The sequence below is a fragment of the Polyangium sp. 15x6 genome (genome assembly GCF_029960785.1).
Lineage (GTDB): Bacteria > Myxococcota_A > Polyangia > Polyangiales > Polyangiaceae > Polyangium.
In genome coordinates, this window is the sequence record NZ_JASBQE010000072.1 from 24,719 (window position 1) to 36,860 (window position 12,142).

At 69.2% G+C, this 12,142-nt stretch carries 13 protein-coding genes; 9 read left to right on the top strand and 4 right to left on the bottom strand.

The window, feature by feature from the left end; translation table 11 throughout:
* Positions 1-267 precede the first annotated feature (267 nt).
* Positions 268-645, top strand: coding sequence for a hypothetical protein (locus QHF83_RS37170; RefSeq protein ID WP_282422793.1), 378 nt, complete (start codon positions 268-270; stop codon positions 643-645).
* Here QHF83_RS37170 and QHF83_RS37175 read toward each other — a convergent pair.
* The gene (locus QHF83_RS37175; protein ID WP_282422794.1) at positions 632-910 is read right to left on the bottom strand and encodes a hypothetical protein; all 279 of its coding nucleotides are present in this window, start codon (positions 908-910) and stop codon (positions 632-634) included. The two genes, QHF83_RS37170 and QHF83_RS37175, sit on opposite strands and share 14 nt — an antisense overlap.
* A gap of 10 nt (positions 911-920) precedes the next feature.
* Between QHF83_RS37175 and QHF83_RS37180 the strand changes: the two genes are divergently transcribed.
* Together QHF83_RS37180 and QHF83_RS37185 are read left to right on the top strand one after the other, a co-directional pair.
* Positions 921-1,313 carry a hypothetical protein gene (locus QHF83_RS37180; protein WP_282422795.1) on the top strand — a complete coding sequence of 131 codons (393 nt, stop codon included), beginning with the start codon at positions 921-923 and terminating at the stop codon, positions 1,311-1,313.
* Between the two features lie 23 nt (positions 1,314-1,336).
* Positions 1,337-1,705 carry a hypothetical protein gene (locus tag QHF83_RS37185; RefSeq protein WP_282422796.1) on the top strand — a complete coding sequence of 123 codons (369 nt, stop codon included), beginning with the start codon at positions 1,337-1,339 and terminating at the stop codon, positions 1,703-1,705.
* 27 nt (positions 1,706-1,732) lie between these two features.
* Here QHF83_RS37185 and QHF83_RS37190 read toward each other — a convergent pair whose 3' ends face one another.
* From QHF83_RS37190 to QHF83_RS37200, 3 genes are all read right to left on the bottom strand, one after another.
* The gene (locus tag QHF83_RS37190; RefSeq protein WP_282422797.1) at positions 1,733-2,956 is read right to left on the bottom strand and encodes a trypsin-like serine protease; all 1,224 of its coding nucleotides are present in this window, start codon (positions 2,954-2,956) and stop codon (positions 1,733-1,735) included.
* A gap of 38 nt (positions 2,957-2,994) precedes the next feature.
* On the bottom strand, positions 2,995-3,372 hold the full coding sequence (locus QHF83_RS37195; protein WP_282422798.1) for a hypothetical protein: 378 nt from the start codon (positions 3,370-3,372) through the stop codon (positions 2,995-2,997).
* Between the two features lie 444 nt (positions 3,373-3,816).
* The gene (locus QHF83_RS37200) at positions 3,817-4,524 is read right to left on the bottom strand and encodes a hypothetical protein (RefSeq protein ID WP_282422799.1); all 708 of its coding nucleotides are present in this window, start codon (positions 4,522-4,524) and stop codon (positions 3,817-3,819) included.
* A gap of 807 nt (positions 4,525-5,331) precedes the next feature.
* On the opposite strand from QHF83_RS37200, the gene QHF83_RS37205 reads away from it, so the two are divergent.
* The 6 genes from QHF83_RS37205 to QHF83_RS37230 are packed head-to-tail and all read left to right on the top strand — an operon-like array spanning position 5,332 to position 12,126.
* Entirely contained in the window at positions 5,332-6,495 is a 1,164-nt protein-coding gene (locus tag QHF83_RS37205) for a fatty acid desaturase (RefSeq protein ID WP_282422800.1), read from the top strand.
* On the top strand, positions 6,488-6,922 hold the full coding sequence (locus QHF83_RS37210) for a cobalamin-dependent protein (RefSeq protein ID WP_282422801.1): 435 nt from the start codon (positions 6,488-6,490) through the stop codon (positions 6,920-6,922). Before QHF83_RS37205 ends, QHF83_RS37210 begins: the two co-directional genes overlap by 8 nt.
* On the top strand, positions 6,922-8,319 hold the full coding sequence (locus tag QHF83_RS37215; protein WP_282422802.1) for a methylaspartate mutase subunit E: 1,398 nt from the start codon (positions 6,922-6,924) through the stop codon (positions 8,317-8,319). Before QHF83_RS37210 ends, QHF83_RS37215 begins: the two co-directional genes overlap by 1 nt.
* Positions 8,316-9,563: an ATP-grasp domain-containing protein gene (locus QHF83_RS37220; protein WP_282422803.1), complete on the top strand. Its 1,248-nt coding sequence runs from the start codon at positions 8,316-8,318 to the stop codon at positions 9,561-9,563. Before QHF83_RS37215 ends, QHF83_RS37220 begins: the two co-directional genes overlap by 4 nt.
* Positions 9,564-9,589: 26 nt before the next feature.
* Positions 9,590-10,951 (top strand): MFS transporter, encoded by a 1,362-nt coding sequence (locus QHF83_RS37225; RefSeq protein ID WP_282422804.1) that lies wholly within the window; start codon positions 9,590-9,592, stop codon positions 10,949-10,951.
* Complete coding sequence (locus QHF83_RS37230) at positions 10,948-12,126, top strand: hypothetical protein (protein ID WP_282422805.1); 1,179 nt, start codon at positions 10,948-10,950, stop codon at positions 12,124-12,126. Before QHF83_RS37225 ends, QHF83_RS37230 begins: the two co-directional genes overlap by 4 nt.
* Positions 12,127-12,142 lie beyond the last annotated feature (16 nt).

The window sequence follows — 12,142 nt, forward strand, 5'->3', positions numbered from 1 at the left end:
GACCGGAGGGGGATTGTTCCAGGCGTCGCTGGTGACCTACGCCGGCGGCCAATGTCGCATCTACGTCGGGTACACCCCCGCTGCGTCTCTGCTGTACTGCCCGGGCAGCATCCTCATCACCTGCCCGGATTGCGACTCACTCGCAAGGGGATGGGGATGCCAGATGATCAATTAGCGCTGTCCAACGAACCTCGACCATGCCGGCGGGTCGGCTCGTGAGAAATGAGGCTCGCCCCCGTCCCGCCTCGATCGACAAAGGAGCAAACCATGAACGAGCGACGCGACAGGTGTCGCGCAGATCCGACCAGACTCGGGCTTTTGCTTCTGGCCGTGGTCGCCTTCGCGAATGGCTGTGCGGTGGGGGATGTCGCGGGGCAACCCGGTGACCCATCGAGCGACGAGGTCACCGAGGACCTGCAGAGCCGCGAAGTCCGCCACGTCTATACATGCACCCTCGCGCAGGGGCTGGTGATCGGGTCGCTGGAGGTCGTTAGCGAACCCGGCGCGATCCCGACCTGCAGGATGGCCGCCTCGGAGCCGCGCGATTCGTCGAGGATCTTCTGCTTCCCCGCGCCTCCATTACTCGGCACGTGCCCTGACTGTGTGGATCTCAAGGACACGCTCGGATGCGTCATGGCGCCGTGAGCGGCCCGGCTTGATGCGGGACGAGGAGGCGGCGGCACCTCCTCGTCCCTCGCGTCGAAGCGACGTGGTGCTCGAAGCTGCCCGCGAAGCCCTTCTTTTCCCGCTCGAAGCAGTACCCGTCGCAGCTCAGCACGTCGGCGCCATCCATCCACGAGCCGCGCGGAGTGATCGTTTTCGACGCGGCGGCGAGGGGGCATCCGCATTGCAACCAGGCGTTCGAGGTTCGTCGGCGCTGCACGGGCACGCCGGCTCTCGATGAAAACATGGAGGCAAGCATGCAAAATTCTCGTCCCGTGGGTCACGCTCTCCAGAGCGGGTTCGGTAGGGCGCTCATGGCTGCGCTCGCCCTCGTGCACGGCTGTGCGCCAGCGGACGCCGACGAAGGCGAGGGGGAACCATCCGTCGAACCATCCAGCGCGGAGGCCGAGGATGAGCTGCAGACCCGGGCTCCGCCGGGCATGTTCCTATGCACCCTCGACGGGGGGTTGCACAGCGGGACGATGGTGGCCTACCCCGGCCCGTACGGGAACTCGAGCTGCACGATCTTCGGCCCAGCGCTCCAGGGTTCTTCGAGGCGCTTCTGCAGCGTCGCTGGCAGCTTCATGACTTGCCCGGATTGCCAGACACTGCGGGTCCGCCTGGCATGCCCCTACCGTGATCCGCTCTGACGAATTCGAAAAGGGAGGCCATCATGAAAACGCTTCATCGAGCCGGTCGCGCCATCATGACGGGATTCGGGCTTGCGCTGTTCGCAGCGCTCGCCTTCGTGAACGGCTGCGGGTCGGAGGACGCATCCAGCGTGTCGGGGCCATGGGACGAGCCGTCGAACGCGGCGGCGGCGGTGGACGCCGCGCGTAGCTCGGCGCCCGTGGGCATCTGGAAATGCCACCGGGATTATGAGCTGCGGGCGCTGGTGGTCATGCCTGGCCCGTTCGGGAACAATACCTGCTCGATCACCGCCGGGGAGGCGCCCGGCGCGTCCGATTTGTACTGCGACCCGGAGGATGGCTGTCTGCCGTGTGCGTACCTCCAGAGGCTCTGGAACTGCCCCACGACGTAGCCCGCGCGGATGCGCGGCTCGCGGATCCTACTGCGCGAGCTGCGCATCCCCACCCACCACCGCGACGCCGCGCGCCTCGAGCCGTCGCGCCTGCTCCGGGTCGTCCACGCCGTTTGCGGTGACGTCCACCCATTGCAGGTCCGGCAGGTGCTCGAGTGGCGCGAGGGACCGTAGCCAGTTGCCGCGGAGCGAGACGCGACGCAGCCCCGCGAGTCCGGCGAGCGGCGAGAGGTCCGTCAGCGCGAGGTCATCGAGCGAGAGCGCCTCCGTCGCGGCGAGGCGCTCCCCGAGGCGCTGGCAATCGGGCGCGTCCGCCGCGGAGGCCGGCTCCCCCAGCGCGGCGGCGATGGCCCGCAGCGTGCGCCGCGGACCGGGGCCCATGTTCTTCGCAGCCTCGCATCGCGCTGGAAACGATTCGCCCTCTGGCTCGTCCTGCGAGGCGCGCGACGGGGGCGCGCAATCCAGGTCCCCGAGCGCGAGATCGACGCCCGATTCCTCCTGGATCCAGCACGCCGTCTCGCGCAAAATGCTCCATTTCCCCGGCCTCGCGTCGTCGGCGCAGGGATCAGGCCCGCGCGACGCGAGGCCCACGAGCCGGAAAGAGCCGCCTTCCAGGCGCACGAGGGCCGGGCCGCCGCTGTCGCCGGCGCAAGCATCGGCCGCCGCGCCCCCGGCCCTGAGCTCGGCGCGGCCGACGGCGGCGACGCGGGTCCACGCGGCGTATTTGAGTCCATATCGGGCGACGTCCTCCTCGCGGTCCCGGAAACCATACCCGATGAGGAGGAGCTCCCGGCCCGGCACGAGGGCTTCCCGGGTCTCGGCGACGTCCGTCAAGAGCGGCACCGTGGCGATCGCCGGAAGTGGCTCGGTGAGGATCGCGAGGCCCACGTCGTATCGCCCGAAGAGGGCTTCGGGGCTGGCTTTCTTGTACAGCGGGTGCATGACCGCCCGCGCGATGGCCACCGTGGGCCGCGCGGCGCCCCCTTCCGCGCCCGGCCCGACATGCACGCCGGCCTCCTGCAAGGCTTCCGGATCGTCGAGGCCGCGCACGCAATGCGCAGCCGTCACCACGAGGCGCGGGTGCACGAGCGTGCCCGAACAGGTGATCAGCCCATGGCGGGTGACGGCGACGGCGGTCTCCCATTGCCCGGCCGGGACGGGCGTACCGCCGACGAGCGCGAGCGCCGCGGCCAGCGGCTCCTCGGCGGGCGCCCCGCAGGCGGCGACCGAAAGGGAGGCCAGGACCGCCATCACGAGGGACCGGGAACGCGCGCACATTTCGCGGGAGCTCAGTCGTGGCAGGGCCCGCGGAGGAGATCGTACCCAGTCACCCTCGGGTCGATCGTGAGATCGCAATGACGACGCGTTTCGGTCACGATCTCCAAGTAAATGGCGTTCTCGCAGCGAGCCATGATCTCCGTCCGAGCCGCGCTGCTCGGCGCGGTGGAAAGGATGCCGCTATTGCCGAAGGGGCCGATGGTCGCCCGCAACGACCCGTTGACCCAGATCTCGCAGGTGCGGTCGATTTTGCTGATGACCCTCAGGGTATCGAGGCCGCGCTCCACGTCGGCAGAGTCCTCGCGCGCGGCGTCGTCCGCCGCGAGGGCCGTGAAGCTGGCGGATGCGAGGCCGAGGGCCAGCATAGAGGTAATGGCGAATCGAATCATGGCGAAACTCCTTCCAATCCTCGTACGAGGTCCATGGCAAAACCCACGTTCCCGCACGAAGCATGGGGGATTCGCACGCACGTCGTAAGCGGGCGTCGTCTGGGAGGCGCCGCGCTGGGGCGTTGCCCCAGGCCCCACCAGGGGCTATCCGCCCCTGGACCCGGACCAGCGCAAGCGCTGGACCCGGGGTCGATGAACTGCGCGATGCGCAGTTCATCGAACAGGTCGAGGCAAGACCGGCGACGACCCTGCCAAACAAGACAGCCGCGCTGCCTTTTCGACGGGCAACGCGGTCCGACGGGCCCGTTGGAAGAACTGCGCGAAGCGCAGTTCTTCCACCCTCGGTCCAGGCCGTGCCTGGTCCGGGTCGAGGGGCGGATAGCCCCCGCGGGGCCCGGGGCAGCGCCCCGGCGCGGCGGCCCCAGCCGAAGCCCCTCGCCTCCCTCAGCCTTGCGCCGGCATGGCAGGCGCCCCGGATTCGTCGGCCTCCTCGACGGGGACATCCTCGCTCTTCGTGGTCGCGGCCGAAAGGACCGGGAAGATCACGTCCTGGAGCTCGCGATCTCGCGGGAAGGCCGCTCGCACCACGCCCATCGCCCGGTCCACGGCGTCGTGATGCGCGTCGCGCAGCGCGAGCTCCGCCTTGAATGCGACGTCGTGGGCGGCGAGCGCCTCGTCGCGCGCGTCGAGGGCGGCCAGAAGGTCCGCGAGCGCGGCGCCGAGCTTGGGCGACCATGCATTGCGGTATGCCTCGATCCCCGCCACCTTGGCGTGATCGAGCCGGTCGACGAGGTCTTGCATCGACTTCACCTGCGCCCTGCCGGCGGGCGTGAGGATCGGCGTCGAGCCCTTCGGGAACACGGCGGCGCAGATCCTCCCGCGGCGCCCGCCGTCCTCGATCTCGGCGGCCCGGAGTGCGGAGCGGATGATGCGTTCGGCGCGGTATTCGGCGAAGCGGGCGGCGGCGCGCGTCTCGACCACGGGGACGCGGAGGGCGCGGCGCTCCTGGTGCTGGCTGTCGAGCGCGTCGTTCACGGCCCGGATGTCGAGCGCGGCGGAGGCGGTCTCGGGGAACTGCGCGAGGCCGGCCGCGAGCTCGACGCCATACTCGAAGCGGACCGAGGACGAGGCATTGCTGCGATACTTGCGCATGAGGGGCTCCCTGGGCCGATGGCCCGGTGGTGTTCGTTGGTCGGCCACGACGCGGCGATGCAACGTCGGGGTGGTCGTTGAACGCGCGCCGGAAAAATGCATTCAGGACAAGCAGGTTTCGGGCGCGCGAGGGTCGCTGAACGTTCGGAGCGAGTCGGGGGAGCGTGACGCGTGGGTGATCGAAGGTTCGATCGGGCGCGCGTCACGGTGACGCGAGAGCGCTCGAACGTCTGGCGACGCATCGGCGACGGTGGCGCGAGGGGCGATCGAACGGCTGGAGACGCAGAGGAGCCGACGACGCGGCGGTGATCGAACGTCTGGAGACGCAGAGGATACGGTGACGCGAGGCGGATCGAACGCTCGATCGGGCGCGGGTAACGGTCACCCGAGGCGGATCGAACGTCTGGAGACGCGAGGGTAGCTACGGGCGCGTGGTCGTTCCGCAAAGGCCTCCTCGAACGAGAGGAGCGCGCCCTCGTGATTCCGGAGCGGGCGCGCCGGGAGCAAGCGCGCACGGCACTCGCTCTTGCGTTGCGTGATCGCGCAACGTCCTGCCCTCGGCGCAAGTCGACGCTGGGGCGCGCGTGACGCGGAGCGCGCCGAACCCTGCGTGGCATGCGCATTGCGATGGCGGTGCGCATCGCGCCTCTCGAGCTGGTCGTCCGAGCGACGTGTCGCGTCCTCCATTGCGCGACAGAGCGACGAACCACCGCGCGAGACGTCCGCTCCCACGTGAGCCCGGCGCCGAGCCGCCGCCATGGCGAGGCGCGCGCGCGAGACCTCTGCACGACAATCCTGGAGGAAAAGATGGACGTCGACGTTCGCGGGACGATGAGCGTGCTGCCCGGCATTTGCCAGCCCTTCCTGACCTGGTTGACGGGCAAGGCGCTGCCGGGGCAGAAGGCGAGCAACCATTCTCCTCACGGCCACCTGCTCGTGCCCGGAGCCTTCGTGATCGTGGGCGTCGCGGCGAGCGCGGCGCTCGTGAGCCGTGGCCTCGGCATGCAGCTTGGCCTGCTCCCGCTGACCTGGCTCGTGACGGTGTCCGGCGCGCGCAAGCTGCAGTTGATGATCGTACACCAGTGCGCCCACGGGACCTTTTCGGGGAGCCGCCGGGTGAACGAGCTCGTCGGCGCGGCCCTGTCGCTGCTGCTCACGATCGAGCCGTTCAAGCGCTACCGCGCGAAACACATCGAGCTGCACCACGCGCAACACCACATGACCCGCCGCGATCCGACGGTGGTGTTCCTCTTCGACAAGGTCGGCCTCCGCCCGGGCATGAGCAAACCCGAGCTGTGGCGGCGCCTGCTCCTCACGCTCGTGTCACCACGTTATCACCTGGGGATGACGGCGGAGCGGATCGCGTCCGTCGCGCGCGGCTCGCCATCCGAGCTCGCGGCCTATGTGATTTTCTGGGGCGCCGTGCTCGCCATCGTCGTGATCCTCGGGGCCGAGCTGGTCTTCGCCGTCGCGTGGCTCGTGCCGATCGTGCTCCTTTACAACGTGAGCTCCTGCTTGCGTCTTTCGTCCGAGCACCTATGGCCCGCCCCCGTGGCCGAGAGGCAGCCGCCCGGCCGCGCCCTGGTCGCCAGCTATTCGACGGGCATTTTTCTCGGGGAAGCCACGCCCTCGCCCGAGCTCGGTGGCATCTCGGCCGCCGTCGCCTGGGCGCGGTGGGCGCTTCGTATGCTGTTCGTCCACCTGCCGGCGCGCCTGTTCGTGCTCGTCGGCGACACGCCATGCCACGATTACCATCACCGCCACCCGCGATCGCGGGAGTGGATGAACTACGCCTACGCGCGCCAGAAGGATATCGATGCAGGCGCGCCCGGATGGCCGCCCTATACGGAGGTATGGGGGTTCGTGCCGGCCCTCGACGCAGCGCTCTCCGCGTTGTCTCGAACCTGCGAGACCGTCTACGTGGCAACACCGGCGCCGGTCCGCGCCGTGAATGGAGCGAGCCATGCGTGAATTCGAGCCCCTCGTTCTCCTCGCCGTCCCGGAATCGGACTGCCACGTCGTGGCCTGCAAGCTCCTCGAGCTCTATTTGAAGAAGCATGGCTATCGGGTGATGAACCTCGGCGTCACGACGCCGAGCTCCGAGATCGCCGACGCGGTCGCCCGCCTTCGCCCGATCGCGGTCTTCATCAGCGGACAAAATGGTCACGCGCTGAGCGACCTGTCCGGACTGAAAGACGAGCTCGCGATCCGAGCGTGCTCCGTCCCCTTGTTCATCGGCGGCAAGGTCACCCTCGGGCCCGTGAGCGATGCGGACGAAGTCCAGGCGAGGTTCGCGGAGATTGGCTTCACGGTCCTCCAATCGTTCAACGACGCCCGCGAAGCGCTGCGAAAGCTCGTCCCGCCGGCGCATGGCGCCCGGCTGCCGGAGGCGGTGTGATGAAGCTCGAGCTCGAGGACCTGCTCACCCTTCGCGGCGAGCTCTTCCGGAATGCGCCGATCCCAGCGTTCCCGCTCGAGGAGACGCTCGCGGCGCTCGCGGCGCGGACGTGCCCGAGCGTCACGGAGGTCCTCGGCAGCGGGGGGGGCGCGCTCAAGATCCAGCCGCGCTGCGGCGTCGGTGGCCAAGCGGAGATGGAGGAGCTCCTGCGGTTCCTCAAGATCCATGGCGAGCCGGATATCCTGACATTGACGATCGACGCCTACACACGCCTCAACCTTTATGAAAAGGCGGCCACGACGACGGAGCTGAACGGCTATCCTCTGATCCATCACGGCGCGGCCCGCGCCGCCACGCTGGAGGCAGCCGTGGGCGTGCCGCTGCAAGTACGGCACGGCTCACCGGACGGGCGGCTGCTGGCCGAGGTGGCCTATCGCGCAGGCCTCACGTCATTCGAAGGAGGCGGAATCTCGTACAATCTCCCTTATAGCAAGGCCGTGCCGCTCCGGCGATCGCTGCGCGCCTGGCAATACGTCGATCGGCTGACCGGCCTCGCCTCCGAGGTGCAAACGATCGACCGGGAGACGTTCGGCCCGCTCACCGCGGTGCTGACGCCGCCGTCCATCAGCATCGCGATCAGCATCCTCGAGATGGCCCTGGCCGTCGAGCAGGGCGTGCGTGCCGTGACGATCGGCTATCCGGAGGCCGGTTGTTTCTATCAAGACATGGCCGCGCTCACCGCGATCCCGCGCCTCTGCGCCGAGCACCTGCGACGCCTGGGGCTGCCGGACGTCGAGATCTTCACGTCCTTTCACCAGTGGATGGGCGTGTTCCCGAAGGACATGACCGCCGCGCTCGCGCTGATCGCGTCCGGGGTCGTGTCGGCGGCGGCTGGAAAGGCCACGAAGCTCATCAACAAGACGCACCTCGAGGCCCACGGCGTCCCGACCAAGGAAGCCAATGCCTTTTGCATTCGCCTCTGCAAGAGCCTCGCGAGCACGAGCGTGGCCGAGCAGGCAGGCGAAGCGAGCTCCGAGAGAGTCGCGGAGGAGCGCTCCTTCATCACGCGGGAAGTCGACGAGATCCTGGCGGCGGTCTACGACCTCGGCACGGACGATCTGGTCGAGTCCGTGGCCTCGGCATTCGAGCGCGGCCTGCTCGATATCCCGTTCTCGCCGAGCCGCTCCGCGCGCGGCGACGTCCTGCCGGCGCGAGGGCCCGACCGTTCGATCCGCTATCTCGATCCCGGGAGGCTCCCCTTCAGCGCCGAGACCCTCGCCCATAACCGGCGGAGGCTCGGCGCCCGCAAGGCGGACGATCATCAACGCATCATCAAGGACATCAACCTGCTGGCCGGCAGTCGGCTGCCCGGCCTGACTTCGAGGGGAACAACATGAGTGATTTGATCGTGATCGGGCCGCTCCGGACCAGCGATTCGCAGGGCTCCGATTTCGTGCGCGAGGCGAAGGCCCAGGGCCACCGGGTCATCGTGGTGACGTCGGCGTCGGAGCGGGCGCCCGAGGACGTGCACGCGCTCGCCGACCACCTCGTGCGTGTCGAGGCGGATATGGAATCGGACGAGGCGGCGGACGAGGCGGTCGCCAAGATCCGCGCGCTCGCCGTCGCGCCCGCGGCGATCTTCCCCGGCACGGAGCAGGGCGTCCTGCTCGCGGCGGTGGCGGGCGAGAGGCTCGGGCTGCACTCGAACGGCAGCGTCGTCGGGCGGGTGCTCCGGAACAAGTACCAGCAGCGCCGCATCCTCGAGCGACACGGGTTCCCGACGCCGTTTTTCCACCGATTCTCGACCGAACGAGAGCTTGCCGCGCTCTTGCCGAGGCTCACGTTCCCGGTCGTGCTGAAGCCCGTCAACGGTCTGAGCAAGGTGGGCGTGATGAAGGCCTTCGATGCCGACGGGCTCATGAAGGCCTTCCGCAACGGCCGCGAGCCTGCGCGAACCCGGTATCGATACCTCGAGATCGGTGCCGAGTGGCTGGTCGAGGAGTTCATCGAAGGCGACAAGCTGACCCTCGAGCTCATCGTCGCGGGCGAGGGCCAGATCACCCCGCTCGTGCTGGCCGAGACCACCGTCGTCGGCGACAACTTCATCGAGATAGGGCACGCGCTGCCCTCGGCCCTTTCGCCGGAGACGCAGGCCGAGGTCCATGCCTATGGCGTCGCGGTCCTCGAGGCCGTCGGCGTGCGCCACGGCGTCGTGCATCTCGAGCTTTTGCGCCGGCGCGACGATGGGCGGCTCTTCGTGATCGAGCTGAACGGCCGCATCCCCGGCGGACGGGTGGCGAAGCTCATCGAGGCGGCCTCCGGCAACAACTACTATCGCATCGTCCTCGCCACGCTCCTCAGCCGGCGCGTCCCTGCGCTGAAGCCGTTCCGTCGAGCCGTCGCCGTGCACTGGTTCTGCCGCACGACGGGCGAGGTCGCCGCGGTCGAAGGTTTCGACGAGCTCGATGGGTCTCCGGGTTTCCTGGAGAAATTCATCTCCGTGGGCGTCGGTGACCGGCTGGTCGCGTTCGGCGATGGCACCGACCGCGTCGGCTACTCCATGAACGCCGCCGCGGACCTGGCGAGCGCGAAGGCCCGCGCGCGAGCCGCCGCGAGCTGCGTCCGTATCGTCTACAGATGACGCCCTCGGAGCGGCAAGCGACCACCATGGCAGTCCACACGAACCTCCTGAGCCGGCTCCTCGGTACCCAGCACGACCGTGCCTTCCCGGCGAGGCACCGCTGGCTCTTCGGCAGCTTCGGGGTGAACACGGCCGCGCAGTTCATGTTCACGAGCGTCCTCGCCGTGCAGCTCCACCGCCAGGGTATCGCGCCGCTCGGCATCGGCGTGGTCATGCTCCTGTTTCTCGTGAGCATGCGCTGCATGGGGCCCGTGTGCGGCGCGCTCGTCGACGCATACGGCCCCCGTGCCTGCCTGACGCTCAGCACGGCCCTCTCGGTCGTCGGTTATGGGGCGACCGGCCTCGCGCACGAGGTCTGGCACCACGGCGCGAGCCTCACCCTCCTCGGGTTTGGCCGCGGGCTCGACGCCGTCTGCCGCTCGACGCTGCTCGTGCAGGTGAGCGCGACGAAAGAGGAAGGCAGCCGGGCGCTCGCGTTCAATTATGTCGTCTTCAATCTGGCCGCTTCCTGCGGGCCGCTGCTGTCGTCGGCGGCGATCGCCTGCGGCGTGCCGCTCCAGGCGCTGCATGGCCTGGCGGCGTTGACATGCCTCACCACGGGCGCATCGCTCGTGCTCCGTTTCCCCTTTCCGGCGCGCGTCCTCGGGCCGTCGGACGGGCGCCCGTCCTTCCGGGGCCTCGCGGGCGCGTGGGCGGACCGGCGGTTCCGGTCGCTGGTGCTGGTGCTGCCCATGATCTGGTTCCTCTTCAGCCTCATGCACGTCATCGTCCCGGTGCTGCTGATGGAGGGCGCCGGCACGAGCGCGAGCGCGGTCTCGGCCATGTTCTCGCTGAACGCGGCCATGGTGGTGCTCCTCGGCTACCGGATCAACCGCTGGATGGTGCGCTTTCACGAGGAACGCGGCCGGTCGAAGCTCGACGGCGTCGCGATCGGCGCGGCTTGCATGGGCCTGGCGCTGTTCTCCCTGGGCGCGGCGGCGTGGCTGCCGAACGCCACACCCTTGCTGTTCATGGCCCTGTTCACGCTCGGCGAGCTCTGCTTCGTGCCCATCGTCCAGGTCCTCGTGAACGAGTCGATCCAGGCGCGGGGCGCGACGCCGGGTCCGTATTTCGGGCTGGCGATGCTGGCCTGGGGCGTCGGCGGGGGCGCGAGCAACGTGCTCGGCGGCCTCGTCATAGAGCTCTGCCGCACGTATGGGTTTGTGCTCTTTCCGGCCGTCTTCGGCGTGACGTCGCTGATCGTCGCGGCCGTCTTCTGGCGCCTCTCGAACAGCTGGACCCGCGCCGCGGGCAAGGTCGACGCCGAAGAGGTCCGCCGAGGGACGGCTGGGCTCGATGGCATTTCGGTATCGACGCTTTTTCCCTGCGACGATAAAAGGAGCTCGTGAAGCCCGTCTCGCCGCTCCGTGTGACCGTGCTCTTCGCCCTCGCGATCGGGAGCCTCGCGGCGGCATGCGGCGGGGGCCCCCGACCTCCCGCCGCGAGAGCAACCGCCGAAGAGAAGAGCATTCCCTTTCGCCCGCGTCCCGGCGTCGAGACCGTGGATTGCCCGATCACGAGCGACGATTGTGCGAGCACGGACCCCAAAGCGTGCGAGGCAGGCTGCGGCGACGGGGACATGGCGGCCTGCGTGGCGCTCGCGGCGTGGCACACGAAGCACCCGAAGGAGGGCGGCGGGCCGGCGCGGGGCATGGAGCTCCTGCGCATGACGTGCGAGAAGGGATTTGCCTGGGGTTGCCTCACGCTCGCCTGGCAAAAGGAGGCGACGTCTGGCGATCGAGCGAGGATCGAGACCAGGCTCCGAGCGGCCTGCGAGCGAGACTCGATGTGCGGGTGCTGGATGTATGGATCGGGGCTATCGTCCGACCCGCGCACGGCGGTGCGGGGGGTCGAGATGATCGGCGAGGCGTGCGCGCGGGGGGTGCTGACCGCGTGCGACGAGCTCGACATCCTCGTGGATATTTGTGATCGTGATCAGGCGCGCGGGGGGTTCTGCGAGCGGCTGCGGGAAAGCCAGCGCCTCCGGCCGCCCGATCCGCCGCCTCCAGAATGGTCGAGGACGCCGCTCCCGGCGGCGCTCGCGGGCTGCTTCCGGGTGAAAGCGCCGGGAGGGCCACGCGAGCCGAAGGGTTTTGGGTTGGGCACGCTGTATTGCTTCACGGATGGCCGCTCTTTCATGAAGCCGGTCGGCGAGCCCTGGGACGCATGGCCAGCGCAGTGGTCGTCGACGTCCGAGAGGAGCGTATTCAAGAACGAGGCGGTGGGCGAGCTGATGGAGCTACGCCAGGAGAAGTCCGAGATCGTTCTCCAGCGCGGAGGGTTCTCGGCGTGGCTGGAGCGGCTCGCGGGGCCGGAGGCGGAGGCGGCGCTCGCAGAGACGGCGGCATTGCCAGCGCTGGAGGAGGCGTGCGCGCGGGCCCGCCGGTGCGTGAGCGCGTTGCCGTACGGCTATGATGGGGTGATGCCCGAGAGCCTGCGCGAGTGCCTGGCGACGGAGAAGGGGGCGCGCGAGATGATCGAGGGGGAGCGCGGGAAGGAGGCGGCGGAGAAGGCTTGCCGGTGAGGATCCGGCGCTCCTG

What these genes read in the sequence shown, in the direction of transcription:
- QHF83_RS37210 (WP_282422801.1), top strand. Translation starts at nt 6,488, where the DNA reads ATGCGTGAATTCGAGCCCCTCGTTCTCCTCGCCGTCCCGGAATCGGAC.
- QHF83_RS37220 (WP_282422803.1), top strand. Translation starts at nt 8,316, where the DNA reads ATGAGTGATTTGATCGTGATCGGGCCGCTCCGGACCAGCGATTCGCAG.
- QHF83_RS37225 (WP_282422804.1), top strand. Translation starts at nt 9,590, where the DNA reads ATGGCAGTCCACACGAACCTCCTGAGCCGGCTCCTCGGTACCCAGCAC.
- QHF83_RS37195 (WP_282422798.1), bottom strand. Translation starts at nt 3,372, where the DNA reads ATGATTCGATTCGCCATTACCTCTATGCTGGCCCTCGGCCTCGCATCC.
- QHF83_RS37185 (WP_282422796.1), top strand. Translation starts at nt 1,337, where the DNA reads ATGAAAACGCTTCATCGAGCCGGTCGCGCCATCATGACGGGATTCGGG.
- QHF83_RS37215 (WP_282422802.1), top strand. Translation starts at nt 6,922, where the DNA reads ATGAAGCTCGAGCTCGAGGACCTGCTCACCCTTCGCGGCGAGCTCTTC.
- QHF83_RS37180 (WP_282422795.1), top strand. Translation starts at nt 921, where the DNA reads ATGCAAAATTCTCGTCCCGTGGGTCACGCTCTCCAGAGCGGGTTCGGT.
- QHF83_RS37190 (WP_282422797.1), bottom strand. Translation starts at nt 2,956, where the DNA reads ATGGCGGTCCTGGCCTCCCTTTCGGTCGCCGCCTGCGGGGCGCCCGCC.
- QHF83_RS37200 (WP_282422799.1), bottom strand. Translation starts at nt 4,524, where the DNA reads ATGCGCAAGTATCGCAGCAATGCCTCGTCCTCGGTCCGCTTCGAGTAT.
- QHF83_RS37205 (WP_282422800.1), top strand. Translation starts at nt 5,332, where the DNA reads ATGGACGTCGACGTTCGCGGGACGATGAGCGTGCTGCCCGGCATTTGC.
- QHF83_RS37170 (WP_282422793.1), top strand. Translation starts at nt 268, where the DNA reads ATGAACGAGCGACGCGACAGGTGTCGCGCAGATCCGACCAGACTCGGG.
- QHF83_RS37175 (WP_282422794.1), bottom strand. Translation starts at nt 910, where the DNA reads ATGTTTTCATCGAGAGCCGGCGTGCCCGTGCAGCGCCGACGAACCTCG.